Genomic DNA, 25,712 nt, shown 5'->3' on the forward strand with positions numbered 1-25,712 from the left:
GGAACGTGCCGGAGACGTGGCCAAGCGGTTTCCGAAGCGCCCGGCACCGCACCGGCACCGCACCAGCACCAGGCGCTTCCCCACACGACCAGATACCTCACCCCGGCGAAGACCTCACGCCGCCGTGCAGCTCACCGCCGGCACACCCCCGCCCCCCGGCGCGCCCCCGAACCCGAGGCTCGCCGAACCGCCCGCCGGCACCGCCCCGTTGTGGGAGGCGTTCACGGCGGTCACCGTGGCGCCGCTCTGGGTGTATGACGCGTTCCACATGCTCGTCACCTGCTGTGCGCCGCTCCAGGTCCAGGTGACCTTCCAGGACGAGAGGGCCGTCGTCCCGGTGTTCGTCACCTTGACCTCCGCGTTGAAGCCGCCGCCCCAGTCGCTGGTGACGGTGTAGGCGGCGGAGCAGGACGCCGTGGTCCCGCCGCCGCCCCCGCCCCCGCCGCCCGTGCTCGGAAAGCCCGGTGCCTTGACGCTCGCCAGATAGCCGTCCTTCACCGTGTCCACGGTCGCCCAGTCGTCCTTCAGGATGCCGCCCGTGTCACCGGAGTTGGGGTTCCAGGACCAGAAGGTCCAGTGGAAGGAGTCCGCGCCGTACGTCGAGGTCGGCCGAAGGTAGCTCACCAGCGCCGCCAGCCACTTCTGGTCGACGGTCGAGGCGAGCGTCGTGCCGAACTCGCCCACCCACACGGGCGCGATGTTCTGCTTGAAGATGTAGCCCCAGTACTTGTCCCAGATCCCCGGCATGTTGGCGGGGAAGGTCGGGTCGCTGAACCAGCTCTGTTGCGCGACGCTGGTGGCGTAGTCGTGCGCGGAGTACACCACCCGGCCGGCCACGTTCAGCTGCACCGGGTACTGGGCGACGCCCATCAGGTTGCCTCCCCACCACCCCGAGACGCCGTTGAAGGTCTGCACGCCCTCGACGAAGATCAGGAGCTCGGGGTTGACGGACAGGACCGCGTTGCCCGCGCGCTGTGCGGCCAGTCGCCAGTCCGTGGCCGGGTCGCCGCAGCCCCAACAGGCCGGATCGTGGGGCTCGTTGTGCAGGTCGATGCCGACGACCGTGTCCTGGCCCTGATAACGGGTCGCGAGGGCCTTGAGGTTGGCGATCCACGTCGACTCGGGGACCGCGGCCGTGTACCAGAGCGCGGACTGGCCGCCGGCGTCCGGGCGGTGACGGTCGAGGATGACCTTCAGGCCGTCCTGACCCGCGTACGCGACGATCTTGTCCAACACGCCGAGCGGGCCGAGTCCCTGTAGGTCGGCGTTCTTGCCGCTGCTGAAGTCGATGCTGTTGGGGACCGTGGAGCTCTTGAAGATGTCGTCGCTGAACGGGATGCGGATCGTGTTGTAGCCCAGCGACTTCATCTGGTCGATCATGCTCTTGTAGTCCCGGGACCAGAGGCCGTGGACGACGTAGTTGCCGGTCTCGAAGCCGAACCAGTTGATCCCGGCGATCCGGACCGGCTGCCCGGCGGCGTCCAGGATCTGGCGGCCGCTGGTGTGCCAGTAGCCGGCTCCCGGCACCGCGGCGACATCCGCCGCATCTGCCGCGTCTGCCGCATCCGCCGTGTGGACTCCGGCCAGCGGTATCAGCAACACGGCGGCAACCGTGCACAGCACTCTTCGCAAGCTGCGGAACATCTCGCTGCTTCCTCTCGGGTGGCGCGGGACCGGAACAGAATGGGAGCGCTCCCACACGCCGCGCACCACCCAGGAAACTGACACACCATGAACCCGTCAAGACGCGCGGCAGCGGCGGCGCCGGGAAAAGGGCGCCGCCGCTGCGGAAAGACCCGGATGCCCGTCAGGTGCTGACGTCGGGGCCCTCTTCTTCTTCGTCCAGCTCGGCGTCGATGCTGTCGATCACGCCGGTTTCCGTGACGCTCACGTCGACCCGTACGGGCGCGATCGGGTGCGGTGGGACGATCGGGTCGGGCGGAAAGAACGGGTTGATCTGGAGGAACCTCGGGAAGACGGTCAGCGGCGCGATCGGGCCCGGCGGCCACGAGACCGTGTTGTTGTCGGCGCCGACGAAGAGGTACCTCGCGCCGGTCGTGGCGCCGATGCCGCTGGTGCCGCCCAGCCGGCTGATGATCTGGGCCGTACCGCCGCCGCCCGTGTTCGTCCTGGTGAGGACGGTGACGGTGATGCTGCCGGTGACGGCGATCTGCTCCGAGGCGCCGGTGATGGAACCGCTGAGCGGCAGCGTGGCGGTGCGCACGTGCACGATCAGGGCGGCCTGGGCCGGCTGGGCGGTGGCCAGGGCCGCCGGGACGGTCAGTCCCAGGGCGGCGATGAACAGGGTGAGCTTTCTTGCGGCGCGTATGGCATGACCGCGCATGGGGTCTCCCATCGATGAGGGCGGGACCGCGTGTCGAGACTCCGCCCCCGTCCCGCGAGACACTTCAGCGTGCCGGGACGACCGACCCGCCGTCGCGCCGGATGCGGCGAACGGGTGACGCCCGTGCACGGCCCTCACCGCGGAGGCCGGGAGCGGCCCCCACCGCGGAGCCGGAAGCGCCCCTCACCGGCCGAGCTGTCGGAACCTCCGTACGGCGAGCGGCAGGAAGACGGCCGTGAGCGCCAGCGGCCATACCCCCGCCATCAGCAGCGCGTGCTGCTCCACCCATGAGTCGCCGCCCCCGACCGGCGTCCCGAACAGATCGCGGGCGGCCGCCGCGGTGGACGAGATCGGATTCCACGCGGCGACGAAGCCCAGCCAGTCGGGCATGAGTTGGGGTGCGACGAAGATGCTGGAGATCATCGTCAGCGGGAAGGCGACCGCGAACAGCCCGCCCGCCGCCTCCGGGTTGGGGACCAGCAGGCCCAGCCACACGCCGATCCAGATCAGCGCGAACCGCAGCCACAGCAGCAGCCCGAACGCGGCGAGGAAGCGCCAGCCCCCGTCCGGCCGCCAGCCCATGGCCAGCGCGGTGAGCATCATGATGCACAGCTCCGCGCAGGCGACGACCAGATCGGTCACCCCGCGGCCGGCGACCACGGCCGAGGACGCCATCGGCATGGACCGGAAGCGGTCGATGACGCCCTTGGTGGAGTCGTGGACCACGACCGTCGCCGTGTTGATGAAGCCGAACGCCATCGTCATCGCGAACATCCCCGGCATCAGGAAGTCCTTGTAGTCCCCGCCGCCGGGCACCTGCAGCGCGCTGCCGAAGACATAGCCGTACAGCAGCACGGAGAGGATCGGGAAGCCCAACTGCCAGGCGATGTTGACGGGTTGGCGCTGGTAGTGGGTGAGCCCGCGGCGGACCACGTTCCAGCAGTCGGAGAGCAGCCAGTACGTTCGGCCGCGCCGCGTGCCGATGTCCAGGGCGCTCATGCGGCAGCCTCCTTCGTCTCCGTGCGGTGTCCGGTCAGGCTCAGGAAGACGTCGTCGAGGCTGGGCCTGCGCAGCCCGATGTCCTCGACGCGGACGCCCTCGTCCCGCAGGGTCCGGGTCACGTCCGTGAGCGCGGCGACCCGGTCGGTCACCGGGGCGTGCACGCGCAGCTCCGCCTCGTCCGCCTCGGGTTCGCCGTCCGAGACCCGGGCGACGACCTTCACCACCCGGGGGATCTCGGACCGCTCGGCGACCACGACCTCGATGCGGTCGCCGCCGATGCGGTTCTTCAGCCCGTCCGGGGTGTCGTCGGCGATGGCGCGCCCCTGGTCGATGACGGTGATCCGCGCGGCGAGCCGGTCGGCCTCCTCCAGATACTGCGTGGTCAGCAGCACGGTCGTGCCGCCCGCCACCAACGCCCGCACGGAGTCCCAGACTTCGCCGCGGCTGCGCGGGTCGAGCCCGGTCGTGGGCTCGTCCAGGAAGAGGACCGCCGGAGCCAGGATCATCGACGCGGCGAGGTCGAGGCGGCGGCGCATACCGCCGCTGTAGCCGCCGACGCCCTGGTCGGCGGCGTCGGTGAGGTCGAAGCGTTCGAGCAGTTCGGCGGCGCGCACCTTGGCCCGCCGGCCGCCCAGGTGGAACAGGCGCCCGAACATCTCCAGGTTCTGCCGGCCGGTGAGCACCTCGTCCACGGCCGCGTACTGCCCGGTGAGGCCGATCCGCGCCCGTACCTCGCGCGGGCGCCGGCCCACGTCCAGCCCCGCCACCGTCGCCCGGCCGCCGTCCAGCCGGACGAGCGTGGACAGGATGCGCACGGCGGTGGTCTTGCCGGCCCCGTTCGGCCCGAGCAGTCCGTGCACGGTGCCCTCCCGGACGGCGAGATCGAAGCCGTCGAGGGCGCGCTTGTCGCCGTAGCGCTTCTCCAGCCCCTCGGCGAGCACGGCATGTCCGTCACTCATCGGGTCCCCCTTCCCTAAGTGGTCTCCCTGGGTCGCGTCCCCCAGGCCGTTCCATTAACCGAGTACACCGTACCCGATTACGCGTACGGTGTACTCGGTTTTTCGGCGGGGAACTAAGCTGCGCCCATGACGAGCAGCACGGAGACCAGCGGCAGCGGCGACATCACCCGCACCCTCGAGCTGCTGTGGGACACCGGCAAACGCCCGAGCCGCGGACCCAAGCCGGGCCTGACGCTGGACGTGATCGTGGAGCGAGCCGTCGAGATCGCGGACCGGGACGGACTCCCCGGACTCTCGATGCGCCGGATCGCCACCGAGCTGGGGACGGGCGCGATGTCCCTCTACCGCTACGTCCCCGGCAAGGCCGAGCTGCTCGACCTGATGCTGAACCGCGTCCAGCGCCCTTCCGAGAACCCGGCCGACCTCGGCGACGGCACCTGGCGCTCCGCCCTGGAGGCCATGGCCCACGCCACCCTCGCCCTCTACCGCGGCCACCCCTGGCTGCTGGAGGTCAACCAGACCCGCCCGCTGCTGGGCCCGAGCGCGCTGGACGGCATGGAGAAGGTGCTCACCCTCATCCGGCCGATGGGCCTGACCGACCCCGAACTCGTCTCAGCGGTCATCACGGTCGACGGCTACGTCGTCGGCGCCGCGCGCACGCAGGTCTACCAGGCGGCGGCCGAGCGCACGTCGGGCATGACGACCGCCGAGTTCTACTCGGCCCAGGCGCCGTTCCTGGAAAGGGTCATGACCAGCGGCCGCTATCCGGTCCTCGCCTCCCTGGCCGAGGACACCTGGAGCTCCGCCTTCGACCACTTCGAGTTCGGCCTGCAACGGATCCTGGACGGGCTGGAGCTCCTGGTCGCCCAGCGGAAGTCGTGAGCGCGACGATCGGTGCGCTCGGTGCGCTCAGTCGCGGCGCCGCAGTCGGCGGAGGCCGAAGAAGACGGCGCAGAGCGCGGCAACGGCCAGCGCTCCGAACTTGACGCTGTCGGAGGCCGAGGAGCCGTCGCCGCCGTCGCCCGATGCGCTCGAACCACCGCCGCCCGAGGGGGACTTGGAGCCGGAGGCCGCCGCACCGTCGGGCGCGTCCTCCGCCTCCACCTCGCTCCCGGACCCCTCGGTCCCGTACATGAGCTTGGTGCCGTCGGCGGAGTAGCTGACGGACTCCCCCTGCCGCTGCAGGGGCACGTCGAGCCGCCCCTTGCGCTCGATCTTCCCGCCGTTCCAGTCGTAGTAGATGCCGCCGAAGTAGCCGCGGACGGCGAGCTGGGCGCCGTCCGGGGAGAAGGCGGCGTCGGTGGCCCACAGGTCGACGGGGACGGTGGGCTTGAAGACGTTCGCGCCGGACGTGGAGAGCTTCGCGGGCCCCTCGTACAGATGCCCCCCGTCCTCGTGCTTGTCGATGATGTACACGCGGCCGGTCTTCGGGTGGACGATCAGGGACTCGGCGTCGCGGGTGCCGTCCGAGTACTTCACGACGTACTGCTTGGCCCGGATGCTCTGGTCCTTGAGCTCCTTGGGCTCGGGGAGCTGATAGATCCAGACGTAGGGCCAGGTCACCCCGTCGTTGTCGCCGATGTCGCCGACCCAGAGCTGGTTGTCGGGACCCATGGCGATGGCCTCGACGTCACGGGGGGTGCCCACGCCGGTCAGGGTGATCGTGGCGACGGTCTTTCCGGTGCCGCTGTCCACGGCGTAGAGGCAGGCGCACGTGTCCTGGTCGTTGTGCGTCCAGTAGACGCCCGGGTGCTGACGGGACGCCGCCAGGCCGCTGGACTCGGTGATCCGGGGGTCGGTGATGGTGAACCCCTTGTCGCCGTCGGCGGCGGTCGCGGGCGCGGCGAGCACCCCCGTGAGGAGGACCGCGGCGAGGAACGCAAGCAAGCGACGCATGCGCCAAGCCTGCCATCCCGGCCGAGGTTTCACGGCGCGTGGCCCGTCTCACACCCCCGCCCGTCCCCTCCCTCCCGCCGATCCCCGATGATGAGCGGATGCTCAGGTTCATGCCCGTCGGCGATTCCCAGACGATCGGAAGCGCCGGCGAACACACATGGCGCTATCGGATGTGGCAGCACCTGCGCACGACGTACGACGGCCCGTTCGCCGTCGTCGGACCGCGCGAGACGCTGTACGACAAGGCGACGGACGCGCCCACCTCGTACGAGTACGCCGATCCGGACTTCCCCCGCGCCCATCTGGCCGGCTGGGGCGAGGGCTGGCTGCACATGGCCCCCCTGATCGGCGGAGCGGTCCGCGCGCACCGGGCCGATGTGCTGCTGGTCGCGCTCGGCCTCATCGACCTGGGCTTCTACACGAACGCGGGGCAGACCGCCGCCAACGTACGGACGTTCGTGGCCGAGGCGCGGGCGGCCAACCCCCGGGTGGGGATCGTCGCGCTGCCGGTGATCCCGAACGTCCGCGCGCAGACGGAGCCCGACTTCGCCGCCGAGGTCGCCGCCTTCAACGAACTCCTCGCCAAGACCCTCGCCGACCTCGACGAGCCCCGCTCGCCCCTCCTGCTGGCGTCACCCCCGCCCGGATACGAGACGCACCTCGACACCTACGACGGCACGCATCCCAACGCGAGCGGCGAACACAAGATCGCGGAGGCCTTCGCGGACGCGATGTACCAGGGCTGGGAGCTGGGCGGGGAGTACGAACGCTCGGCGTGACGTCGCCCGTGCTCTGGTCACCGTGCGTATCGTTGTACTGCGCGGCTGCACTCGTCCGTGGGGCAGCCGGGGAGGAGCGCCACGATGACCGTCACTGAGGACAGGATCACGATGGCCGAGGAGAGCGGCGAGCTGTCTCTGGACGTCATGTTCGAGTTGCTCGAGAAGATGCCCATCCCCGAGGGAACGAAGGTTGAGATCGTCGGGGGAAACATCTTCATGTCACCGCAACGGCAGAATCACTGGGAGATCATCTCGGCCGTCTTCGAGCAGTTGCGGAGCAAGTATCCCCGCAAGCGGCTCGCATCCGACGTACGCATCGACTTCCCTGGTCATCTGAACGGCTTCGCATGCGACATGGCGGCCATGGCAGACCGCTCGGTGAAAGACAGCAAGGGGCGCTGGCGCTACCAGGACGTCGAGTTCGTGGCCGAGGTCATCTCCAAGGACACGGCAGCGAACGACTACGGGCCGAAGAAGCTCGCCTACGCCACCGCCGAGGTCCCGGTCTACCTCATCGCCGACCCCTACAAGGGCCGCTGCTACCTCTACACCCACCCCAAAGAAGGCGACTACGCCACGCGGACGAAGATCGACTTCGGCGACGACATCGACCTCACCGGCACCGTGGTCGACCTCACCCTCAAGACCGACGACTTCCCCCGCGACTGACCGAACCCCCCTTGCATCGAGCGCACTCGAAGCCGTTGGCTTGAGTTCCATGGAGTACACGCAGCTCGGACGCACCGGACTCAAGGTCAGCCGCCTCGTCCTCGGCACCATGAACTTCGGCCCGCAGACGGACGAAGCCGACAGCCACGCGATCATGGACGCGGCGCTCGGCGCGGGCATCAACTTCTTCGACACCGCGAACGTGTACGGCTGGGGCGAGAACAAGGGCCGTACCGAAGAGATCATCGGCAACTGGTTCGCGAAGGGCGGCGAGCGCCGCGACAAGGTCGTCCTCGCCACCAAGATGTACGGCAACATGGGCACCGAAGGCGCCCCCTGGCCGAACCACGACCTGCTGTCCGCGCTCAACATCCGACGGGCCGTCGACGCGTCGCTGAAGCGGCTGCAGACCGACTACATCGACGTCTACCAGTTCCACCACGTCGACCGCAGCACTCCCTTCGAGGAGATCTGGCAGGCGATCGACGTCCTCATCCAGCAGGGGAAGATCCTGTACGTCGGGTCCTCCAACTTCCCCGGCTACAAGATCGCCCAGGCGAATGAGATCGCGGCCCGCCGCTCCGGGACCATCGGCCTCGTCAGCGAGCAGTGCCTGTACAACCTCGCCGAGCGGCGCGCCGAGATGGAGGTCATCCCGGCCGCGCAGGAGTACGGGCTCGGGGTCATCCCGTGGTCGCCGCTGCACGGCGGTCTGCTGGGCGGCGTCATCAAGAAGGAGGTCGAGGGCGGTCGCCGCGCCTCCGGCCGGGCCGCCGACGCCCTCGCCAACACGACCCTGCGCGCGCAGGTCCAGGCGTACGAGGACCTCCTCGACAAGCACGGGCTCGAGCCCGGCGAGGCCGCCCTGGCCTGGCTGCTCACCCGTCCCGGCGTGACCGGCCCGATCGTCGGTCCGCGCACCGCCGAGCAGCTCGACTCCGCACTGCGCGCGGTCGAGCTGGAGCTGAGCGAGGAGCTGCTGACGGGTCTCGACGAGATCTTCCCGGGCCCGGGCCCGTCGCCGGAGGCCTTCGCCTGGTAAGGCCGCTGACAACGCCCCCTGGGCACGGCACAGCACCGCAGGGCGGCGGCCGTCGTCGTCTCGAGCGCGTCGAGCGCGTCGACTACTTTCCGACGGCCGCCGCCACCGCCACCACGACGAACATCAGCACAAGCGCACCGGCCATGATCCGGTTCCGGGTCTTCGGGTCCACGCGTCGAGCCTAACCGGCCCCGCCGAGCGCCCAGCGCCCGACCGGCTCGTAACGGGGCTGCGCCCCGGGAACGCCGGACTTCGGCAGGTTGCTGCGCACCAGCACCAGCTCCCCCACGGTCCAGGTACGGCCCACGAAGGCGTCCAGCGCCTCGACGTACGGCCGGACGTCCAGCGCGTCCCGGCTGCGGGCCAGCGTCAGATGGGCCTTGTAGCGGCGGTGTTCGTCCATCTCCACGCCCGCCTTGCGGGCCGCGGCCTCCGCCCGGCCGGCCAGCAGTCGCAGCGCCGGCACGTCCTCGGCCGCGCCCGTCCACAGGGCCCGCCCGCGCCCGAACTGTCCTCCGCCGCGCACCGCCAGCGCGAAGGGCGCGCTGCGGTGCGCGGCCCGCTCCAGCCGCGCCGACAGGTCCGGGACGAGGTCGTCGTCGACCTCGCCGTAGAAGGCGAGGGTGAAGTGCCAGCCGGGGCGGCCCGTCCAGCGCAGTCCCTCCGCACCGGGCAGTGCGCGCAACCGGGCTACCTCGGCGGCGAGTTCGTCGGCGATGTCGTCCGGGGGCAGCACTGCGGCGAAGAGTCTCATGCCCCGATTGTCCCGGCTCCGGGGAGGGCGCGCCGGGCATGATGGACGTCATGCAGATCACCATCAGAGAAGGCGGCCCCGACGACGTCCCCGTGATACTCGGCATGCTGGACAGCAGCGTGGAGTGGCTGGTCTCACAGGGGCGCACCGGTCAGTGGGGGACGAAGCCCCTGTCGGAGAGTCCGAGCGTGCTGGAGTCGGTCGTCCGGTACATGGAGGACGGCGAGGTGTTCATCGCCGAGGCCGACGGGGTGCCGGCCGCCACCGTGACCCTCACGGACGCGCCCGGCGCCTACCTCGCCCACCTGCCGCCGCCCGGCGAGCCCGAGCGATACATCCACTGGCTGGCCTCCGACCGCCGGTTCAAGGGCCACGGCGTGGGCAGCGCCCTCCTGGCCCACGCCGCCGAGGCGACCCGCCGCGCAGGCGTCGCCCTGCTCCGGGTGGACTGCTACGCCGGCGACGACAGATCCCTCGTCGCCTACTACGAACGCAACGGCTTCACCGCGACGCAGGCGTTCACCGTCGGCGACAACGACTGGCCGGGCCAGTTGCTGGCCCGGCGCGTGTGACGACAGGCGTCACGACACCGGGGTGAGTTCCCGGTTCTCTCGGGGTACGAGTCGGACCGTCGGGTGGCCGGCGGTCCAGCCGAGGGAGAGGCGGAGGTTGCCCACCCGGGCCAGGACCAGGCCGATGGCGAGGGCGGCGGTGGCCGCGATCACGCCGCCGACCGCCAGGCCGGCCCGGACGCCGTACGCGTCCGTGATCCAGCCCGCTATCGGCGCGCCCACGGGCGAGCCGCCCAGGAAGACCATCATGTAGAGGGCCATGACCCGGCCGCGCATGGCCGGGTCGGTGCCCATCTGGATGCTGGTGTTCGCGGTGACGTTGACCGTCATCCCGAACATCCCGATCGGGACCATGAGCAGGGCGAACAGCCAGAGAGAGGGAGCGCCGGCGGCGACTGTCTCCATCACGCCGAAGGCGACCGCCGCCGCGATCATCACGCGCATCTTGGCCGTGCCGCGCCGGGCGGCGAGGAGGGCGCCGGCGAGCGAGCCGACCGCCATCAGCGTGTTGAAGAGGCTGTAGGAGCCGGCGCCCGCGTGGAAGACGTCGTCGGCGAAGGCCGAGAGGTAGACGGGGAAGTTGAAGCCGAAGGTGCCGATGAACCCGACCAGGGTGATCGTCCAGATCAGGTCGGGGCGGCCGGCGACGTAGTGCAGGCCCTCGCGCAGCTGGCCCTTGGCGCGGGGGGCGCGCTCGACGGCGTGCAGTTCGCGCGCCCGCATCAGCAGCAGGCCGGTGATGGGCGCGACGAAGGACAGGCCGTTGGCGAGGAACGCCCAGCCGGTGCCCACGCCGGTGATCATCAGACCGGCGACGGCGGGGCCGACGAGGCGCGCGGACTGGAAGTTCGCGGAGTTGAGACTGACCGCGTTCTGCAGCTGGTCGGGGCCGACCATCTCGGAGACGAAGGACTGGCGGGCCGGGTTGTCGACGACGGTCGCGAGACCGACGGAGAAGGCCGCCACGTAGACGTGCCAGACCTCGACGTGTCCGGAGAGGGTCAGCAGGGCCAGTGCGATGCCGGTGACGGCCATCGCGGACTGGGTGAACAGCAGTGCGCGGCGCTTGGGCAGGCGGTCGACGAGGACGCCGCCGTAGAGGCCGAAGAGAAGCATCGGCAGGAACTGCAGGGCCGTCGTGAAGCCGACGGCCGTCGCGGAGCCGGTGAGGCTGAGGACCAGCCAGTCCTGGGCGATGCGCTGCATCCAGGTGCCGATGTTCGAGACGACCTGACCCATGAAGAACAGGCGGTAGTTCCTGATTCTCAGGGAGCTGAACATCGACGACGTGCGAGCGGGGGCGGAATCTGCTCCGGATCCCGTACTCAAAAGGGTTCGCCTCCTCGAATGCTGCCTACAGGTGCGCGAGTCACCCATGCGCGAGGTGCCGATGCGCAGGATGCCGATGCGCAAATTACAGGTGCGCGAGTCTCTCCAGCACCGGAGCCGCGGCGCGCAGCTTCGCCCACTCGTCCTCGTCGAGGCCGTCGACCAGGGTGGCGAGGAAGGCGTTCCGCTTGGCGCGGCTCTCCTCGAGCATGGCCTCGGCCTGCTCGGTCTTCGTGACGACCTTCTGACGCCGGTCGTCCGGGTGCGGCTCGAGCCGGACCAGTCCCTTGGCCTCCAGGAGCGCCACGATGCGGGTCATCGAGGGCGGCTGGACGTGCTCCTTGCGGGCGAGTTCGCCCGGGGTGGCACTGCCGTAGAGGGAGAGGGTGCCGAGCACCGACATCTCGGTGGGGCTCAGGGACTCGTCGACCCGCTGGTGCTTGAGCCGACGGGACAGTCGCATCACGGCGGAGCGCAGGGAGTTCACGGCGGCAGCGTCGTCGCCATGGGTGAGGTCAGGCATCTCTTTAGGGTAACTCATTACTCTGGCTAAACAAGCTGGGGCGCGCCGGGATTCCCGTGACACCGGCCACGGAAACCCCTTCATCACTCGAACGAGTGAGTCGGCAGCGGAAAGTGACCGAAGTGCGGTACGCGCCCGCGACCCTCGTCTCATGGGGACCAGTGTGCTCAGCCTGCGCATAGACGGGGAGCTGCTCGAACGGCTCCGGCAGCATGCCGCCAAAAGGGGAATGAGCGTCCAGGACTACGTAGTCCAGACGCTCATTCGCGATGACTTCGACGAGCGGTTCCAGACCGCCGTCGAGGAGACGGAGAAGTTCTACGGGCTCATGTAGGGCCTGTCCGCCCCGGGGCGGACAGGCCCTGGGGCCGTTCGGGGCTCACGTGAGGCCGAGGGCCGGCATCAGGTAGTAGAAGACGAACACGGCGGAGACCACGTACATCGGCACCGGTACGTCCTTGCCGCGCCCGGCCACCAGGCGCAACAGGACGAAGGCGATGAAGCCCATGCCGATGCCGTTGGTGATCGAGTAGGTGAACGGCATCATCACCATGGTGATGAAGGCCGGGATGGCGATGGTGTGGTCGGCCCAGTCGATCTCCTTGACCGAGCCGGCCAGGATCAGATAGCCGACCGCGAGCAGGGCGGGCGTCGCGGCCTGGGACGGGACCATCGTGGCGACCGGCGTGAGGAACAGCGCGACCGTGAAGAGGCCGCCGGTGACGAGGTTCGCGAAGCCGGTGCGCGCGCCCTCGCCGACGCCGGCCGTGGACTCCACGAAGGCGGTGGTGGCGGAGGAGGAGCTGGCGCCGCCCGCGGCGACCGCGAGGCCGTCCACGAAGAGGACCTTGTTGATGCCGGGCATCTCGCCGTGGGCGTCGGTCAGCTTGGCCTCGTCGCTGACGCCCATGATCGTGCCCATCGCGTCGAAGAAGCACGACAGCAGGACCGTGAAGACGAAGAGGGTGCCGGTCAGGACGCCGACCTCATGGAAGCCGCCGAACAGGCTGACCTCGCCGATCAGCCCGAAGTCGGGGCTGGCGACGGGGTTGCCGGGCCACTCGGGGGTGGTGAGACCCCAGGAGGGAACGGTCGCGACGGCGTCGACGATCAGCGCGAGGACGGTCATCGCGACGATCGAGATCAGGATCGCGCCGGGCACCTTGCGGGTGATCAGGGCCAGCGTGAGCAGCGCGCCCAGGATGAAGACGAGAACCGGCCAGCCGTTCAGGTGACCGTCGCCGCCGAGCTGGAGCGGGACGGTGGTCTGGGCGGCGTCCGGGATACGGCTGACGAAGCCGGCGTCGACGAGCCCGATCAGCATGATGAACAGGCCGATACCGATGCTGATCGCCTTGCGCAGCCCGAAGGGGACCGCGTTCATGACGCGCTCGCGCAGACCGGTGGCGACCAGCAGCATGACGACGAAGCCCGCGAGGACCACCATGCCCATCGCGTCCGGCCAGGACATCCGGGGCGCGAGCTGGAGCGCGACCACCGAGTTCACGCCGAGGCCGGCGGCCAGCGCGATGGGCACATTGCCGATCACGCCCATGAGGAGCGTGGTGAACGCGGCCGTCACACAGGTGGCGGTGACCAGCTGACCGTTGTCCAGGTGGTGCCCGTACATGTCCTTCGCGCTGCCGAGGATGATCGGGTTCAGCACGATGATGTACGCCATCGCGAAGAAGGTGGCGAAACCGCCACGGACCTCCCGGGACAGGGTGCTGCCCCGCTCAGAGATCTTGAAGTAGCGGTCGATCATTAGAGGTTCCTACGATCAGAAGTAGCCAAGATGCGGACAAGATGGGGACGAACGCAAAACGGGTTCAGTATGAACATATAAAGCCGCCGACGCTATCTCCGCGCGTAGATGTCTTCCTCTCGTAAGCTGAGCCCATGGCGAAGTGGACCCCTACGCACGAGGCGCCGGAGCCCCTGGAGGGCCCCGTGGTCGCCACCATCACCGGCGGCACGATCCTCTGGTTCGTCCTCTTCCTCGTCCAGCTCCCGTTCTACGGCTGGTTCGACGACCAGGGCCATCTGTGGTGGCTGTGGACGTGCCTGGCCGGCGCCGGGCTCGGGCTCATCGGCATCTGGTACGTCCGCAAGCGGGACGCGGCGATCAAGCGCGCGGCGACGACGGCCGAGCAGGCTCCCGCGGAGTAGGCGAGCGGCTCCCGCGGAGTAGGCGAGCGGCCGTACAACCGGCGTACTACCCCTGTCCTCCCCAGGTCGGATCTTCCGCGCCCTCGGGGGGTGAACCCCCAAATCCGCACGTACCGTCGAAGCCATGACCCATATCGACGCACCCGCCACTGTGCCGACGGCGACCGGTCTCACCGCCGCCGAGGTCGCGGAGCGCGTCGCGCGCGGTCAGGTCAACGACGTGCCCGTCCGCAGCAGCCGCTCGGTCGGCGAGATCGTCCGGGGAAACGTCTTCACCCGCTTCAACGCCATCATCGGCGTCCTGTGGCTGATCATGCTCGCCGTCGCGCCCATCCAGGACGGCCTCTTCGGCTTCGTGATCCTCGCCAACACCGGCATCGGCATCATCCAGGAGTGGCGGGCGAAGCAGACCCTGGACTCCCTCGCGGTCGTCGGCGAGGCCCGGCCCACCGTCCGCCGCGACGGCGCCGCGATCGAGGTCTCCACCTCCGAACTCGTCCTGGACGAACTCATCGAGATCGGACCGGGCGACAAGGTCGCCGTGGACGGGGTGTGCGTCGAGGCGGACGGGCTGGAGATCGACGAGTCCCTGCTCACCGGCGAGGCCGACCCCGTCGTGAAGCGACCGGGCGACCCGGTCATGTCGGGCAGCTTCGTGGTGGCCGGCGGCGGCGCGTTCCAGGCCACCAAGGTCGGCCGCGAGGCCTACGCCGCCCAGCTCGCCGAGGAGGCCTCCCGCTTCACGCTCGTCCACTCCGAGCTGCGCTCCGGCATCTCCACGATCCTGAAGTACGTGACCTGGATGATGGTCCCGGCCGCGCTCGGGCTGGTCGTCACCCAGCTCGTCGTCAAGGAGAACGACCTCGCGGACTCCGTCGCCCGTACCGTCGGCGGCATCGTCCCGATGGTCCCGGAGGGGCTCGTCCTGCTCACCTCGGTCGCCTTCGCGATCGGCGTCATCCGGCTCGGCCGGCAGCAGTGCCTGGTGCAGGAGCTTCCGGCCATCGAGGGCCTCGCCCGCGTCGACACCGTCTGCCTGGACAAGACCGGCACCCTCACCGAGGGCGGGATGGACGTCACCGAGCTGCGCACCCTCGACGGCGGCGACGAGAGCTACGTACGGCGGGTCCTCGGCGCTCTCGGGGAGTCCGACCCGCGGCCGAACGCCTCCCTCCAGGCGATCATCGACGCCTACCCGGACGCCGAGGACTGGCGCTGCACCGAGTCCCTGCCGTTTTCCTCCGCGCGCAAGTACAGCGGCGCCAGCTTCAGCGAGGGCAACGGGGAGAGCAGCACCTGGCTGCTGGGCGCGCCGGACGTGCTGCTGGCCGAGGACGATCCCGCCCTCGCCGAGACCGAGCGGCTCAACGAGCAGGGCCTGCGGGTGCTGCTGCTGGCCCGCACCGCCCGCGACCTCGACGCCCCCGAGCCCGCGCACGGGGCCCGGCCCGCCGCGCTCGTCGTCCTCGAACAGCGGCTGCGGCCGGACGCCGCGGACACCCTGCGCTACTTCGCCGAGCAGAACGTCCACGCCAAGGTCATCTCCGGCGACAACGCGGTGTCGGTGGGGGCGGTGGCGGCGAAGCTCGGGCTCGACGGCGGCACGGTGGACGCCCGCCGGCTGCCCGCCGACCAGGCCGGCATGGGGCAGGCCCTGGACGAGGGCACGGTGTTCGGCCGGGTCACCCCGCAGCAGAAGCGGGACATGGTCGGCGCGCTGCAGTCACGTGGGCACACCGTCGCGATGACCGGGGACGGCGTCAACGACGTCCTCGCGCTGAAGGACGCGGACATCGGCGTCGCGATGGGGTCGGGCTCCGAGGCCACCCGGGCGGTCGCGCAGATCGTGCTGCTGAACAACAGCTTCGCGACCCTGCCGTCGGTGGTGGCCGAGGGCCGGCGGGTCATCGGCAACATCACCCGCGTGGCGACCCTCTTCCTGGTGAAGACGGTCTACTCCGTGCTGCTGGCCCTGCTGGTGGTCTGCTGGCAGGTCGAATACCCCTTCCTGCCACGCCATCTGACCCTGCTCTCCACCCTCACGATCGGCATCCCGGCCTTCTTCCTGGCCCTCGCCCCCAACACGGAACGGGCCCGCCCGCACTTCGTCAGACGCGTGATGCGGTACTCGGTCCCGGGCGGGCTGACGGCAGGCGTGGCGACCTTCGCGACCTATCTGACCGCCCGCCACTACTACACCGGCGAGGGCTCGTTGGAGGCGGAGACCAGCGCGGCGACCCTCACGCTGTTCCTGATCTCGATGTGGGTGCTGGCGATCATCGCCCGCCCGTACACCTGGTGGCGGCTGCTGCTGGTGGCCTCGATGGGCGCGGCGTTCCTGCTGGTGCTGGTGGTCCCGTGGCTGCAGCACTTCTTCGCGCTGAAGCTGGTCGGGATGACGATGCCGTGGATCGCCGTGGGCATCGCGGCGGTGGCGGCGGCCGCCCTGGAGCTCTCCTGGAAGTGGGTCGACCGCCGTTTCCCTGCGTAGCTGAACCGTTTACTCTGCGGAACCGTCCACTCGACGGAACCGTTTACTTCACGTCGACGAAGTCGCCCGCCGCGCTGACCGCCGGGGTCGTCGAGTTGCCGGCGAAGGTGTAGCGGTAGTAGCCGTCGGCGGAGGCCTTGACCGTGGTCTTCAGCGTGCCGGTCGAGCTGGTCTTGATGGTCTTGACCGTGCTGTAGACCGTGCTGCCCTTCTTCTTGAACTGCAGCTTCACCGACTGGGTCGCGTAGCCGCCGTACTTGTTGGTGTCCCAGTTCGCGCGGGTCAGCTTGCCCGTGATGGTGAGCGTCTTGCCCTTCTTCACCGGCTCGGGCGCGGCGTCGGTCGTCAGCGCCGACTTGCGCTGCACGTTGATGGCGCCCAGGTTGCTCTGCCACTTGAAGTCGTCGAGGCTGGTGGCGTCCTTGGGGAGGGCGAGCGCGCCCACCTTCCAGGCGCCGGCCTGGCTGTTGCCCAGGTCGGTGGAGGGCCGGAACTGGATCTTGGCCGTGCAGTGCAGGACCGTCGTGGAGGCCGCGGTGCAGGTGCCCGGTTTGTCGCCGCCGATGGTGTCGGAGTCGGCGTTGAGCGTGGTGCCCCGGTAGAGCAGCGGGCCGCTCTCGAACGAGCTCGCGCTGAGGGTCGCGGGCTTCGTCACGGTGTAGGTGGCGTTGACGGTGACCTGGGCCGAGGGGCCGACCACGACGGCCTTGCCCGCGTTGACCTTCACATTGGAGAAGGTCACGGCCGGCGCCGCCGTCGGCGCGGCCTGCGCGGCCGGGACGGCGAGGGCGGAGAGAGCGAGGGCGCCGGAAGCGGCGACCACGATGGCGCGTATGCGCATGTGCGTTCCTCGGATGGAGCGAAGTGAATTGGAGAGGGGTGAGACGGCGAGAGGTGAAGGAAAGAGGCGGGCAAGAAGGCGGCGTGAAAACGGTGAGAAGTCGCCGAGCCGCGGACGGCCGGCCCCGGAAACCGGGACCGGCCGTCTGCACGTGCCGCGCTCCGCCTACTTCACGTCGACTTACTTCACGTCGATGAAGTCGCCGGCCGCGTTGACCGCCGGGGTCGTCGTGGTGCCGGCGAAGGTGAAGCGGTAGTAGCCGTCCACGGTCGCCTTGACCGTGGTCTTCAGGCCACCGGTGGTGCTGGTCTTGATGGTCTTGACCGTGGTGTAGGTGCTGCTGCCCTTCTTGCGGAACTGCAGCTTCACCGGCTGGGTGGAGTAACCGCCGTACAGGCCGGTGTCCCAGTTGGCACGGGACAGCTTGCCCGTGACGGTGATGGTCTTGCCCTTCTTCACCGGCTCCGGCGTGGCGTTGACCGTCAGCGCCGACTTGCGCTGGAGCTTGGTGGTGGCCAGGGCGTCGCCCTCGGTGTAGCCGACCTTGCTCCAGTCGACGTCGTCGTCGGAGTACGGGTCGACGTCGTTCCAGTCGACGATGTAGCCGAGCGCCTTCCAGGTGGTGTTGTCGGCGTTGGCCAGCTCGTCACCCGGGTAGATGTCGATGGTGCCCTTGCAGGTGGCGACCGTGGCCGACGTGTTGGTGCAGCTCGGGTAGTCGTCGCCGATGAGGAAGTTCGCCGGGTCGGTGGACGAACCGCGGTAGATGAGCAGGTCCAGCTCGGTGTCGTCCGCGGTGACGTCGACGCCCGCGCCGTGCGTGACCTTGAAGGTGACCGGGGCGGTGACCTTGCCGCCGGTGCCCGCGATGATCGGGAAGCCGTTGTTGATCTTCACGTTGGTGAACTTGGCGTCCAGCGCGTACGGGGTGCCGGTGTCGGCGGCGGTCTCGCCGACGTAGGCGCTCTTGCTGGAGGCAGCCGCGCGGAGGGCGTTCAGGGTGTCGATGGGGTTGTGCGAGTCGCTGCCGACGGCCTGTGCGGCCGGCACGGCGAAGGCAGACAGGACCAGGGCGCCGGAGACGGCGACCACGGTGGCGCGTTTGCGCATTCGTTTCCCCCTGAGGAGAGGGGCCCGAACGGTTGCCGTTCGCACGGCTCGCATCACATCCGGGGCCCAAATTGATCATGGAGTCTGTTGACTCACCCCATCAGATGTCCGACGGGGGTTCATGGTTGTACGAGCAGTGAGAAATTCGTGCAGAAAATTCGTACGACAGGCTCTGTCCGATCAGTCGAACCAGCGGTCGCGGGCCAGTTCCCCGGTCCGTGACGGGTCCTCCAGCAGGGCCGCGACCTCGAACCGGCGCGGCCACTGCCGCGCCGCCCAGGCGAGCCCGGCGGCGACGCCCTCCACGGTGGCCGCGTGCAGGACGCCGTCACCGGTCAGCCGCCAGTCGATCTCCACGCCGTCGACGACGAGCTCGTCGTGCTCGACGTAGGTGTCGGGCGTGCGCGGCCCGAGCAGCACCCGCACCGACTCGGGCACATCGTGCTCGACGCCGTCGGAGTCGACGCCTCCCGTCACGGACTCGCTCAGCCGCCGCACCTGGAACAGCTCGGCCAGTTCGGCGGCCCGGGACGGCCGCACGGGCAGCAGCGGGACGCCGTCCGTGAACGGCAGCAGATCGGGTGAGTCGACGACGACGGCGTCGGCCGCGTCCACCACCTCGGCCCGCCCGTCGACGACGGCCCGCAGCTCGTCCGGCAGGGTCACCTGCTCGGGGTCGAGCTCGGCCAACGCGCCGTACAGGCCGTGCAGTTGGGCGGTGCCGACGGGGCGGTCTGGGTCGGCGAGCCGATCGAGGAGTTCGGCGGCGCCGCCGGGCTCGTCGAGGAGCGCGGCGACGGAGGTCCGCACGCCGAGGGCGCGCAGCACCTGCTCGTCGTCGAAGCCGGTGGCGTCGGCCTCCTCGTACAGGCCGTGCAGGAGCGGGTCGCCGCCGGCGGCCAGCAGACCGGCGGGGCGGCGGCCGTCGAGGACCGGGTTCCCGCGCAGCCACCAGGCCGTGTACGGCCGGACGATCTCGTGGGTGCCGTCGGGGAGGAGGATGCGGACGGGCTGGGTGAGGGCGTCGCGCAGCGGCGGCCGGGCGAGCAGCGCGAGGGCCTGCGGCCAGCGGTCCTCGTCGACGAGGTCGAGGTCGCGGACGGCGACCAGCTCGGTGGCGACGGGCGGCACCGGGCTGTCGGGGAAGCGGTCGAGGATGTCCTCGCACCACACGTCGACGGCGTCCAGCAGCCCCGCGTCGTCCGGCTCGGCGAAGTCCCCGTCCCGCGGCTCCAGTTCGTCCGGGTCGAGAACGACGTCCGTGGCGCGGACGAGTGCGAAGTTGGCGAGAACACCGCAGGCCGCCAGCGGCTGTTCGCCCCATTTGTCCGCCAACTCGGCGTCGACGAAGGCGAGTTCGTCCTCCCGGATGACGGAGGCGAACGGGCTGCCGGGCAGGACCAGCTCCCCGGCGGGGACCAGCTCGCCCTCCTCGTCGGGCAGGGCGAGCGCGCCCAGCCACGGCTCGTCGCCGGGCTCCAGGCCCGCGCCGCGGACGAGCGCGAGCACGGTGTCGGCGAGTTCCTCGGCGTTCGGCGCGTCCTGGTCGTCCCAGGCCCCGCCGTCGTCGTCCAGGGAGGCCGCGACGGCGGCCCGCACCTGCGGGGTGGTCAGGACGGCGCGGGGGGTGGCGGGCAGCGCGCCGAGCTTCTCCAGCAGGGGGTGCGCGGCGTCCTGGTGGGCGACCTTGAGGCCGAGGCGGGCCAGGATCTCCGGGTCGAGGCCGGCCGCGTCCGGGGTGGGCAGCAGCACCTGGCGCGGACCGATGGTGGTCCGGCCTCCCCCAGTGCCGAAAGCCTGGGAGGTACCCCCAGCCAGCGGCACGGGCAGCCCGGAGAGCCGGTCGGGATCGACCCCGGCCAGGCTGTCGTAGAGCCGGTACCACCAGTCGGGGTCCTTCTCCAGACCGGCCAGCCGGTCCACGGCGTCGGCGAGCGGGATCCGGGCGACGCCCAGGGTGCGCAGCTCGACGCGCCGCTCCAGCCCGGCGGGCAACAGCGTCGGCAGCACCTCCGCCAGCACCCGCACGGTCTCGACGCCGGCGCCCTCGACGACCTCGGCGTCACGCGGCCGGAGCGCCTCGGGCAGCTCGACGCCCTCGTCGCCCGCGTCCTCGTCCTTGACGGGCTCGACGGCGGGCGGCAGGAAGGCGGTGCGCGGCAGCCGCTCCAGGATCGCCTGCCGCAGCGACCCGTCCAGCTCGCCCTTCCCCAGCGGTCCGGGCACCAGGTCGATGATCCCGGGGCCCACCGGTCGCCAGTCGGCGAGGAGTTGGGCGTAGGCGTCCGCCGCGCGCTGCACCAGATGGTCGGTCAGCGGCCCGGGGGCGGCGTGCCGACGGGTGGTGTCGAGCGGGAAGGAGCCGATGAGCAGGGCGGGCACGCCGAGCGGCTCGTCGCTGGGGGTGGGGGCGTGCACGACGGGCGTGGTGCGGGGGCGGGCGGGCGAGCCGTCGCCGTCGACGGGCACGGCCCAGGTCACCGACCAGTGCGGCCGCAGCCGCTCCTCCACCGGCCGGTCGGCCAGCAGCTCGGGGGCGAGGGCCCCGTGGGCGGCGACCGTCCGCCAGCGGGTGGTCCCCTCCCGGGTGTCCGCGACGACGGTCAGCGGGCCGTCGGCGAACCGGCTCAGGGTACGGGGAGCGTCGTCGCCGATCTCGATCACGACCTCCTCCAGGCCCGGCAGGGCGAGGAGCAGGGCGTCGTCCACGGCGCCGAGGAGCCGCTCCGCGAGATCGGCGGCCGCGGTGTCGCGCAGCGGCAGGATGACGGCCGTGTCGTACGGGTCGGGGGCGGTGCCCTGGGCGGCGAAGGGCAGCCGGAGCAGGGGCACATGCCCGTCCCGCCGCCGGATCTCGTCGCCGAGGCCGGGGCTGTGCCGGGCGGTGTCGGAGGCCAGATCGCGGGCCTCCGCCAGGTCCCAGCGGACGCCGCCGTGCCGTCCGACGACGGCCGGCTCGTCGGTGACGGCGATGACGGCGGCGAACCCGACGCCGAACCGCCCGACGGCCACCGCCGACTGCCGGCTCTCCCGCTTGGCGGAGGCGCGGAGCGTGGCGAGGGACTCGACGCCGGCGGCGTCCAGCGGCGCACCGGTGTTGGCGGCGACCAGGACTCCGTCGCGGAGGGTGAGCCGCAGCCGCCCCGGCACCCCGCCCCTGGCCGCGGCGTCGGCGGCGTTCTGCGCGAGCTCCACGACGAGCCGGTCCCGGTACCCCCCGAGGACCAGGTCTTCCTCGGCGTTGGCGTCCTCCCGGAACCGGGCGGGGCTGGTGGCCCAGGCGTCCAGGACCCCGCGGCGCAGGCGGGCCGTGCCGAAGGGGTCCGCGCCCTCAGGCGCCGGCCGCACGAACTTGCTCACGTTCACTCTCCTCATCGGCGTGAGGAGAAGGTATCGCGCGCCGGGAGCCTCCGTGTCGCCTGTCCGCCCCGCCCGGAGTCCTTCCGCGTGCCCGGTTCCGGCATGGCCCGCACGATGGGCGCAGGGGGTACCGGACCAGCGAGGAGCACGCAGATGCCGACCCACGAGAGTCCCTGCGACATGATGCGCCGGGTGGCCAAGTCGCAGCGCGAAGCGATCCGTCGACAGCGGGCCGAGATCCACCAGGTCGAAAAGACCATCGACACGCTCCAGCAGCAGCCGGAACCCGACCTGGGGACGATCTCGGCCCTGGAGCAGACGCTGCAGAGCCTGAACGAGCAGCTCGAGCAGAACGAGCTGTCGCTGGAGACCCTTGAGGCTGTGATCAGCGAGAACTGTTGATCACAGTCGCTGAGCACAGTGGCTGCGCACAGTCCCTGAGCACAGCCGATCCCGCCGCGCCAGGACCTGTCCTAGGAGTGCCCCAGCTCCGCCGTGTCCTCGTCCGTCACCGTCGGGACCGAGCCCGAGTCCGGGGCCGGGCGGAGCGGGAAGGGGTCCACTCGGGTCTCGTCGACCACCGGCGGGGCGGGGCGCGGGGGCGTCGGCATGATCGCCGCCTCCGAGTGGCCGCCGCAGCCGTACGACAGAGAGACCACGCGGCCGTCGGCCGGCGAGAACTCGTTGGCGCAGACGCCGAAGGCCTGGCCCAGGGAGCCGCCGATGGGGGTGAGGAAGCCGCAGCTCACGCAGGACGCCGGGGCCGCCTGGGCCATGGGCGTCTGGGAGCCGAAGCCCTCCTCCCAGCGGTCGGCGGCGGTGTGCAGTCCGTAGCGGGACAGGACCCGGGCTCTGCGCAGGCCCAGCTCCTGGGCCACCGCGGCGATCGTGCCCCGGACCGGCGAGGTCGCGAGCTCGGCCGGCGCGGCCGGGGTCACCTCCGCGTCCTCCGCCTCCGCGAGCTCGGCCATCTCCTCGGAGACGAGCGAGTTCGGCGGCGGCTCGTCCTCGCCGGTGTAGCCGGGCTCCAGGCGGAGATCCTCCGCGTCCGTGGGGAGCAGGTCGCCCGGGCCCATGTCGCCGGGGCGCAGCCGCTCGCTCCACGGGACCCACTCGGGTGCCAGGACCGCGTCGGGACCGGGGAGCAGGACCACTTCGTCCAGCGTGACGATCTTCGCGCGGGAGGCCCGCGCCACCGTCGCCGCCCAGCGCCAGCCCCGGTAGCCCAGTTCCTTGCACTCGAAGTAGTGGGTGACCACGCGGTCGCCCTCGGAGAGCAGGCCTACGTGCTCGCCGACCACGCCGGGGGCGGCTGCCTCCTCGGCTGCGGTACGTGCGAGGTCGACGGCCTCGGCGCACAGGCGGTCGGGGGTGCGGCTTCGCGTGGTCGCTGCGCTCACAGGTATCGCTTCTCTCCTACGCCGTCTCTCGGTGCGCCGGCCTGAAGGCGGCGGGTGCGGACGGAGCGGACCGTTGGGCCGCGTCGACGTCCGCGCCCGATCGCGCTCGGGCGCACCTGCTGTCATCCATTCTGCGGGATGGCCGGGAGGCGCGCGGCCGAGAACGATCGCCACGGCGCGCTACGCACGCTACCTGCTCGCGGACGCTCGGCCTACACCGACGGGACGTTTAGCGCCCACCAGAAGTCCGCGAGCAGCCCGCCGGAGCCCCGGAAAGCCTGCCCGCAGGCCCTCGAACTCCCTGCGAACCGGCCCGGCGCGCCGACGATCACACGGCCATACGCGCGGTAACCGCACTACGCACAGGTTTCTCGGGGCACTATGACGGGGTGGCAGCCGCAAGGACACCCCAGGGCGCCACCGGGATCGGTGCGACGAAGGGGAACAAGGGGAGGAACCGGGTGAGCGGTTCGGGCCGGATGAGCGGGTCCGTCCGCGCGGTCGGACGCGCCCTGCACCTCCCGTTCACCGGCACCGCCCGCGGGATCCGCAAAGCCACCCATGCGCACGGCGCCGGCGAGTCCGGCCTCGGCAAGCTGATCGAGCTGCACGGTGTGAACGGCGCGGGCGATGTGATGATCACGGTCGCCCTCGCCTCGACGGTGTTCTTCTCCGTGCCGACCGACGAGGCCCGCGGCCGCGTCGCGCTCTACCTCGCCATCACCATGGCCCCCTTCACCGTCCTCGCCCCCGTGATCGGCCCCCTGCTCGACCGGCTCCCGCACGGGCGGCGCGCCGCCATGGCCGGGTCGATGCTCGCCCGGGCGCTGCTGGCGCTGATCCTGTCCGGCGCGGTCGCCACGGGCAGCATCGAGCTGTATCCGGCCGCGCTGGGCGTGCTCGTCGCCTCCAAGGCGTACGGGGTGGTCAGAAGCGCCGTCGTGCCCCGGCTGCTGCCGCCCGGGTTCTCCCTCGTCAAGGCCAACTCACGGGTCACGCTCGGCGGCCTCCTCGCCACCGGCGTCGCCGCGCCCATCGGGGCCGGACTGCAGGCCCTCGGCCCGCGCTATCCGCTCTACGGCGCCTTCGCGATCTTCATGACCGGTGCGTTCCTGTCGTTCACGCTGCCGGGCAAGGTCGACTCCGCCAAGGGCGAGGACGTGGCGCTGCTCGCCGCCGACGAGCAGCACCTGCACGGCCCGCACCTGCGGCCGGTGAAGCGGCCGGGCCTGCGGACCGTGGGCATCGCCGTCACGCACGCACTGGGCGCCAACGCGTCCCTGCGCTGGTTGTCCGGGTTCCTGACGTTCTTCCTGGCGTTCCTGCTGCGCGAGCACCCGCTGACCGGGCAGAGCGCGGCGGTGTCGCTGGGCATGGTGGCCGTCTCGGCGGGCGTGGGCAACGCGCTGGGCACCTCGGTGGGCGCCTGGCTGCGCTCCAAGGCCCCGGAGCTGATCATCGTGACGGTGGTGGCGGTCGTGCTGGGCGCCGTGCTCATCGCCGCCGTCTTCTTCGGGGCGTTCCTGGTGGCGTGCATGGCGGCCGTCGCCGGGTTCTCGCAGGCGCTGGCCAAGCTGTCCCTGGACGCGCTGATCCAGCGGGACGTGCCGGAGCTGGTGCGCACCTCGGCGTTCGCCCGCTCGGAGACGATTCTGCAGGTGTGCTGGGTGTTCGGCGGCGCGGTCGGCATCGTCATGCCGCTGAACGGCACGCTGGGCCTGTCGGTGGCCGCCGCGGTGGTCGCGCTGGGCTGGCTGTCCACGGTCCGCGGCCTGCTGTCCTCGGTACGGCACGGGGGCGGCGCGAAACCCCGAGTGGTGTGAGCGCTGGACGTGGCGCTGGACGTGGCGCTCGGTGTGGCGCGTGGCGTAACACACAGCCACGCCGCACCCCACGTAAAGAGCCGACCGCGGGCGCCCGATAGCCTTCGGCCATGACCTCGATGCTGCCCCGCGGCGGAGCCGCCGATGTACACGGCGTTGTACGACGCCGCCGCGCCGTCGCCGCCGCCGGCGCCGTCTCCGCCGGCCTGCTCGTCCTGTCGGCCTGCGACAAGCCGACCCCCCTGTCCACGATCACCGTCGGCCGCTCCTCGGTCAGCTCCGAGGCCACCTGCGGCGGCGAGGGCGACGCGCTGCAGGCCGCGGCGCTGACCAAGTGCCTCGCGGACAAGGACATCAAGTCCATCAGCGTCGACCCGGACGAGACCGTCCGCTTCGGCGTCGACCCCGACGTGGCCGACAAGCGCTGGACGATCCTGATGAACGGTCAGCCGCTCACCGAGGACAGCGACAAGACGTACCGGACGATCCCGGGCAGCGTCTTCTTCAACGCCCAGTACGGCGCGCAGGGCGACTCCACGCTCGTCACCATCAAGGCGGGCGACGGCAAGAAGGACAGCCAGGCGGCGACCGGCCTGTGGTCCTTCAAGCTCAAGAAGGACGACTGACCACGTCCCGCATCCGCCTG

Annotated in this window: 24 protein-coding genes; 11 read left to right on the forward strand and 13 right to left on the reverse strand. The window is 70.9% G+C overall.

The genetic code is table 11. The annotated features are described in order from the left end of the window. Nucleotides 1–114: 114 nt before the first annotated feature. The 4 genes from ABZ725_RS17800 to ABZ725_RS17815 form a co-directional block, all read right to left on the reverse strand. A complete protein-coding gene (locus ABZ725_RS17800; protein ID WP_358803570.1) occupies nucleotides 115–1,644 on the reverse strand; it encodes a cellulase family glycosylhydrolase in 1,530 nt (509 codons plus the stop codon). A 163-nt stretch (nucleotides 1,645–1,807) separates the two neighbouring features. Further along, nucleotides 1,808–2,344, reverse strand: coding sequence for a hypothetical protein (locus tag ABZ725_RS17805; protein WP_358803571.1), 537 nt, complete (start codon nucleotides 2,342–2,344; stop codon nucleotides 1,808–1,810). Between the two features lie 183 nt (nucleotides 2,345–2,527). Further along, the gene (locus tag ABZ725_RS17810; protein ID WP_358803572.1) at nucleotides 2,528–3,343 is read right to left on the reverse strand and encodes an ABC transporter permease; all 816 of its coding nucleotides are present in this window, start codon (nucleotides 3,341–3,343) and stop codon (nucleotides 2,528–2,530) included. Then, nucleotides 3,340–4,305, reverse strand: a complete 966-nt coding sequence (locus ABZ725_RS17815) for an ATP-binding cassette domain-containing protein (RefSeq protein WP_358803573.1) — start codon at nucleotides 4,303–4,305, stop codon at nucleotides 3,340–3,342. The genes ABZ725_RS17810 and ABZ725_RS17815 overlap by 4 nt, the downstream gene beginning before the upstream one ends. A 126-nt stretch (nucleotides 4,306–4,431) precedes the next feature. Between ABZ725_RS17815 and ABZ725_RS17820 the strand changes: the two genes are divergently transcribed. Next, the gene (locus tag ABZ725_RS17820) at nucleotides 4,432–5,187 is read left to right on the forward strand and encodes a TetR/AcrR family transcriptional regulator (RefSeq protein WP_358803574.1); all 756 of its coding nucleotides are present in this window, start codon (nucleotides 4,432–4,434) and stop codon (nucleotides 5,185–5,187) included. A gap of 27 nt (nucleotides 5,188–5,214) precedes the next feature. Here ABZ725_RS17820 and ABZ725_RS17825 read toward each other — a convergent pair whose 3' ends face one another. Next, on the reverse strand, nucleotides 5,215–6,201 hold the full coding sequence (locus tag ABZ725_RS17825; RefSeq protein WP_358803575.1) for a WD40 repeat domain-containing protein: 987 nt from the start codon (nucleotides 6,199–6,201) through the stop codon (nucleotides 5,215–5,217). A gap of 98 nt (nucleotides 6,202–6,299) precedes the next feature. Between ABZ725_RS17825 and ABZ725_RS17830 the strand changes: the two genes are divergently transcribed. The 3 genes from ABZ725_RS17830 (at nucleotide 6,300) to ABZ725_RS17840 (ending at nucleotide 8,694) form a co-directional block, all read left to right on the forward strand. Beyond that, a complete protein-coding gene (locus ABZ725_RS17830; RefSeq protein ID WP_358803576.1) occupies nucleotides 6,300–6,980 on the forward strand; it encodes an SGNH/GDSL hydrolase family protein in 681 nt (226 codons plus the stop codon). Between the two features lie 84 nt (nucleotides 6,981–7,064). After that, nucleotides 7,065–7,652, forward strand: coding sequence for a Uma2 family endonuclease (locus tag ABZ725_RS17835; RefSeq protein WP_358803577.1), 588 nt, complete (start codon nucleotides 7,065–7,067; stop codon nucleotides 7,650–7,652). A 49-nt stretch (nucleotides 7,653–7,701) separates the two neighbouring features. Then, nucleotides 7,702–8,694 carry an aldo/keto reductase gene (locus ABZ725_RS17840; protein ID WP_358803578.1) on the forward strand — a complete coding sequence of 331 codons (993 nt, stop codon included), beginning with the start codon at nucleotides 7,702–7,704 and terminating at the stop codon, nucleotides 8,692–8,694. A 181-nt stretch (nucleotides 8,695–8,875) separates the two neighbouring features. Here the strand turns inward: ABZ725_RS17840 and thpR are convergent, their stop codons facing one another. Further along, nucleotides 8,876–9,448 carry an RNA 2',3'-cyclic phosphodiesterase gene (gene thpR / locus ABZ725_RS17845; protein ID WP_358803579.1) on the reverse strand — a complete coding sequence of 191 codons (573 nt, stop codon included), beginning with the start codon at nucleotides 9,446–9,448 and terminating at the stop codon, nucleotides 8,876–8,878. A gap of 50 nt (nucleotides 9,449–9,498) precedes the next feature. Here thpR and ABZ725_RS17850 point away from each other — a divergent pair, with 50 nt between their 5' ends. Further along, on the forward strand, nucleotides 9,499–10,020 hold the full coding sequence (locus ABZ725_RS17850; RefSeq protein WP_358803580.1) for a GNAT family N-acetyltransferase: 522 nt from the start codon (nucleotides 9,499–9,501) through the stop codon (nucleotides 10,018–10,020). 9 nt (nucleotides 10,021–10,029) lie between these two features. Here the strand turns inward: ABZ725_RS17850 and ABZ725_RS17855 are convergent, their stop codons facing one another. Both ABZ725_RS17855 and ABZ725_RS17860 read right to left on the reverse strand, forming a co-directional pair. Continuing rightward, nucleotides 10,030–11,301 (reverse strand): MFS transporter, encoded by a 1,272-nt coding sequence (locus tag ABZ725_RS17855; RefSeq protein ID WP_358803581.1) that lies wholly within the window; start codon nucleotides 11,299–11,301, stop codon nucleotides 10,030–10,032. 133 nt (nucleotides 11,302–11,434) lie between these two features. Beyond that, nucleotides 11,435–11,872 (reverse strand): MarR family transcriptional regulator, encoded by a 438-nt coding sequence (locus ABZ725_RS17860; RefSeq protein WP_351904569.1) that lies wholly within the window; start codon nucleotides 11,870–11,872, stop codon nucleotides 11,435–11,437. 151 nt (nucleotides 11,873–12,023) lie between these two features. Here ABZ725_RS17860 and ABZ725_RS17865 point away from each other — a divergent pair, with 151 nt between their 5' ends. After that, nucleotides 12,024–12,206 carry a ribbon-helix-helix protein, CopG family gene (locus tag ABZ725_RS17865; protein ID WP_358803582.1) on the forward strand — a complete coding sequence of 61 codons (183 nt, stop codon included), beginning with the start codon at nucleotides 12,024–12,026 and terminating at the stop codon, nucleotides 12,204–12,206. 45 nt (nucleotides 12,207–12,251) lie between these two features. On the opposite strand, the gene ABZ725_RS17870 is transcribed toward ABZ725_RS17865, so the two are convergent. Continuing rightward, nucleotides 12,252–13,637, reverse strand: coding sequence for an NCS2 family permease (locus tag ABZ725_RS17870; RefSeq protein WP_358803583.1), 1,386 nt, complete (start codon nucleotides 13,635–13,637; stop codon nucleotides 12,252–12,254). Between the two features lie 134 nt (nucleotides 13,638–13,771). Between ABZ725_RS17870 and ABZ725_RS17875 the strand changes: the two genes are divergently transcribed. Continuing rightward, a complete protein-coding gene (locus ABZ725_RS17875; RefSeq protein WP_358803584.1) occupies nucleotides 13,772–14,041 on the forward strand; it encodes a DUF2530 domain-containing protein in 270 nt (89 codons plus the stop codon). Between the two features lie 124 nt (nucleotides 14,042–14,165). Further along, nucleotides 14,166–16,532: an HAD-IC family P-type ATPase gene (locus ABZ725_RS17880; RefSeq protein ID WP_358803585.1), complete on the forward strand. Its 2,367-nt coding sequence runs from the start codon at nucleotides 14,166–14,168 to the stop codon at nucleotides 16,530–16,532. Nucleotides 16,533–16,575: 43 nt separating this feature from the next. Here ABZ725_RS17880 and ABZ725_RS17885 read toward each other — a convergent pair whose 3' ends face one another. The 3 genes from ABZ725_RS17885 to ABZ725_RS17895 all read right to left on the reverse strand — a co-directional run bounded on the left by ABZ725_RS17885 (nucleotide 16,576) and on the right by ABZ725_RS17895 (nucleotide 21,843). Further along, nucleotides 16,576–17,373: a hypothetical protein gene (locus tag ABZ725_RS17885; protein WP_358803586.1), complete on the reverse strand. Its 798-nt coding sequence runs from the start codon at nucleotides 17,371–17,373 to the stop codon at nucleotides 16,576–16,578. 180 nt (nucleotides 17,374–17,553) lie between these two features. After that, nucleotides 17,554–18,483: a hypothetical protein gene (locus ABZ725_RS17890; RefSeq protein WP_358803587.1), complete on the reverse strand. Its 930-nt coding sequence runs from the start codon at nucleotides 18,481–18,483 to the stop codon at nucleotides 17,554–17,556. Nucleotides 18,484–18,663: 180 nt separating this feature from the next. Further along, the gene (locus tag ABZ725_RS17895) at nucleotides 18,664–21,843 is read right to left on the reverse strand and encodes a molecular chaperone Hsp90 (RefSeq protein ID WP_358803588.1); all 3,180 of its coding nucleotides are present in this window, start codon (nucleotides 21,841–21,843) and stop codon (nucleotides 18,664–18,666) included. A gap of 153 nt (nucleotides 21,844–21,996) precedes the next feature. Here ABZ725_RS17895 and ABZ725_RS17900 point away from each other — a divergent pair, with 153 nt between their 5' ends. Continuing rightward, entirely contained in the window at nucleotides 21,997–22,245 is a 249-nt protein-coding gene (locus ABZ725_RS17900) for a hypothetical protein (RefSeq protein ID WP_358803589.1), read from the forward strand. 71 nt (nucleotides 22,246–22,316) lie between these two features. On the opposite strand, the gene ABZ725_RS17905 is transcribed toward ABZ725_RS17900, so the two are convergent. Then, nucleotides 22,317–23,243: a DUF3027 domain-containing protein gene (locus ABZ725_RS17905; RefSeq protein WP_351904545.1), complete on the reverse strand. Its 927-nt coding sequence runs from the start codon at nucleotides 23,241–23,243 to the stop codon at nucleotides 22,317–22,319. Between the two features lie 389 nt (nucleotides 23,244–23,632). On the opposite strand from ABZ725_RS17905, the gene ABZ725_RS17910 reads away from it, so the two are divergent. Continuing rightward, the gene (locus ABZ725_RS17910) at nucleotides 23,633–25,066 is read left to right on the forward strand and encodes an MFS transporter (RefSeq protein ID WP_358803590.1); all 1,434 of its coding nucleotides are present in this window, start codon (nucleotides 23,633–23,635) and stop codon (nucleotides 25,064–25,066) included. A 110-nt stretch (nucleotides 25,067–25,176) separates the two neighbouring features. After that, entirely contained in the window at nucleotides 25,177–25,692 is a 516-nt protein-coding gene (locus ABZ725_RS17915) for a DUF2771 domain-containing protein (protein ID WP_351904539.1), read from the forward strand. Nucleotides 25,693–25,712: the final 20 nt, after the last annotated feature.

The sequence above is a fragment of the Streptomyces sp. NPDC006872 genome, assembly GCF_040635845.1.
Lineage (GTDB): Bacteria > Actinomycetota > Actinomycetes > Streptomycetales > Streptomycetaceae > Streptomyces.

Bases quoted from the DNA above. Each gene is read 5' to 3' on its own strand.
- ABZ725_RS17800 (WP_358803570.1), bottom strand. From the start codon at position 1,644: ATGTTCCGCAGCTTGCGAAGAGTGCTGTGCACGGTTGCCGCCGTGTTG.
- ABZ725_RS17805 (WP_358803571.1), bottom strand. From the start codon at position 2,344: ATGCGCGGTCATGCCATACGCGCCGCAAGAAAGCTCACCCTGTTCATC.
- ABZ725_RS17810 (WP_358803572.1), bottom strand. From the start codon at position 3,343: ATGAGCGCCCTGGACATCGGCACGCGGCGCGGCCGAACGTACTGGCTG.
- ABZ725_RS17815 (WP_358803573.1), bottom strand. From the start codon at position 4,305: ATGAGTGACGGACATGCCGTGCTCGCCGAGGGGCTGGAGAAGCGCTAC.
- ABZ725_RS17820 (WP_358803574.1), top strand. From the start codon at position 4,432: ATGACGAGCAGCACGGAGACCAGCGGCAGCGGCGACATCACCCGCACC.
- ABZ725_RS17825 (WP_358803575.1), bottom strand. From the start codon at position 6,201: ATGCGTCGCTTGCTTGCGTTCCTCGCCGCGGTCCTCCTCACGGGGGTG.
- ABZ725_RS17830 (WP_358803576.1), top strand. From the start codon at position 6,300: ATGCTCAGGTTCATGCCCGTCGGCGATTCCCAGACGATCGGAAGCGCC.
- ABZ725_RS17835 (WP_358803577.1), top strand. From the start codon at position 7,065: ATGACCGTCACTGAGGACAGGATCACGATGGCCGAGGAGAGCGGCGAG.
- ABZ725_RS17840 (WP_358803578.1), top strand. From the start codon at position 7,702: ATGGAGTACACGCAGCTCGGACGCACCGGACTCAAGGTCAGCCGCCTC.
- thpR (WP_358803579.1), bottom strand. From the start codon at position 9,448: ATGAGACTCTTCGCCGCAGTGCTGCCCCCGGACGACATCGCCGACGAA.
- ABZ725_RS17850 (WP_358803580.1), top strand. From the start codon at position 9,499: ATGCAGATCACCATCAGAGAAGGCGGCCCCGACGACGTCCCCGTGATA.
- ABZ725_RS17855 (WP_358803581.1), bottom strand. From the start codon at position 11,301: ATGTTCAGCTCCCTGAGAATCAGGAACTACCGCCTGTTCTTCATGGGT.
- ABZ725_RS17860 (WP_351904569.1), bottom strand. From the start codon at position 11,872: ATGCCTGACCTCACCCATGGCGACGACGCTGCCGCCGTGAACTCCCTG.
- ABZ725_RS17865 (WP_358803582.1), top strand. From the start codon at position 12,024: ATGGGGACCAGTGTGCTCAGCCTGCGCATAGACGGGGAGCTGCTCGAA.
- ABZ725_RS17870 (WP_358803583.1), bottom strand. From the start codon at position 13,637: ATGATCGACCGCTACTTCAAGATCTCTGAGCGGGGCAGCACCCTGTCC.
- ABZ725_RS17875 (WP_358803584.1), top strand. From the start codon at position 13,772: ATGGCGAAGTGGACCCCTACGCACGAGGCGCCGGAGCCCCTGGAGGGC.
- ABZ725_RS17880 (WP_358803585.1), top strand. From the start codon at position 14,166: ATGACCCATATCGACGCACCCGCCACTGTGCCGACGGCGACCGGTCTC.
- ABZ725_RS17885 (WP_358803586.1), bottom strand. From the start codon at position 17,373: ATGCGCATACGCGCCATCGTGGTCGCCGCTTCCGGCGCCCTCGCTCTC.
- ABZ725_RS17890 (WP_358803587.1), bottom strand. From the start codon at position 18,483: ATGCGCAAACGCGCCACCGTGGTCGCCGTCTCCGGCGCCCTGGTCCTG.
- ABZ725_RS17900 (WP_358803589.1), top strand. From the start codon at position 21,997: ATGCCGACCCACGAGAGTCCCTGCGACATGATGCGCCGGGTGGCCAAG.
- ABZ725_RS17915 (WP_351904539.1), top strand. From the start codon at position 25,177: ATGACCTCGATGCTGCCCCGCGGCGGAGCCGCCGATGTACACGGCGTT.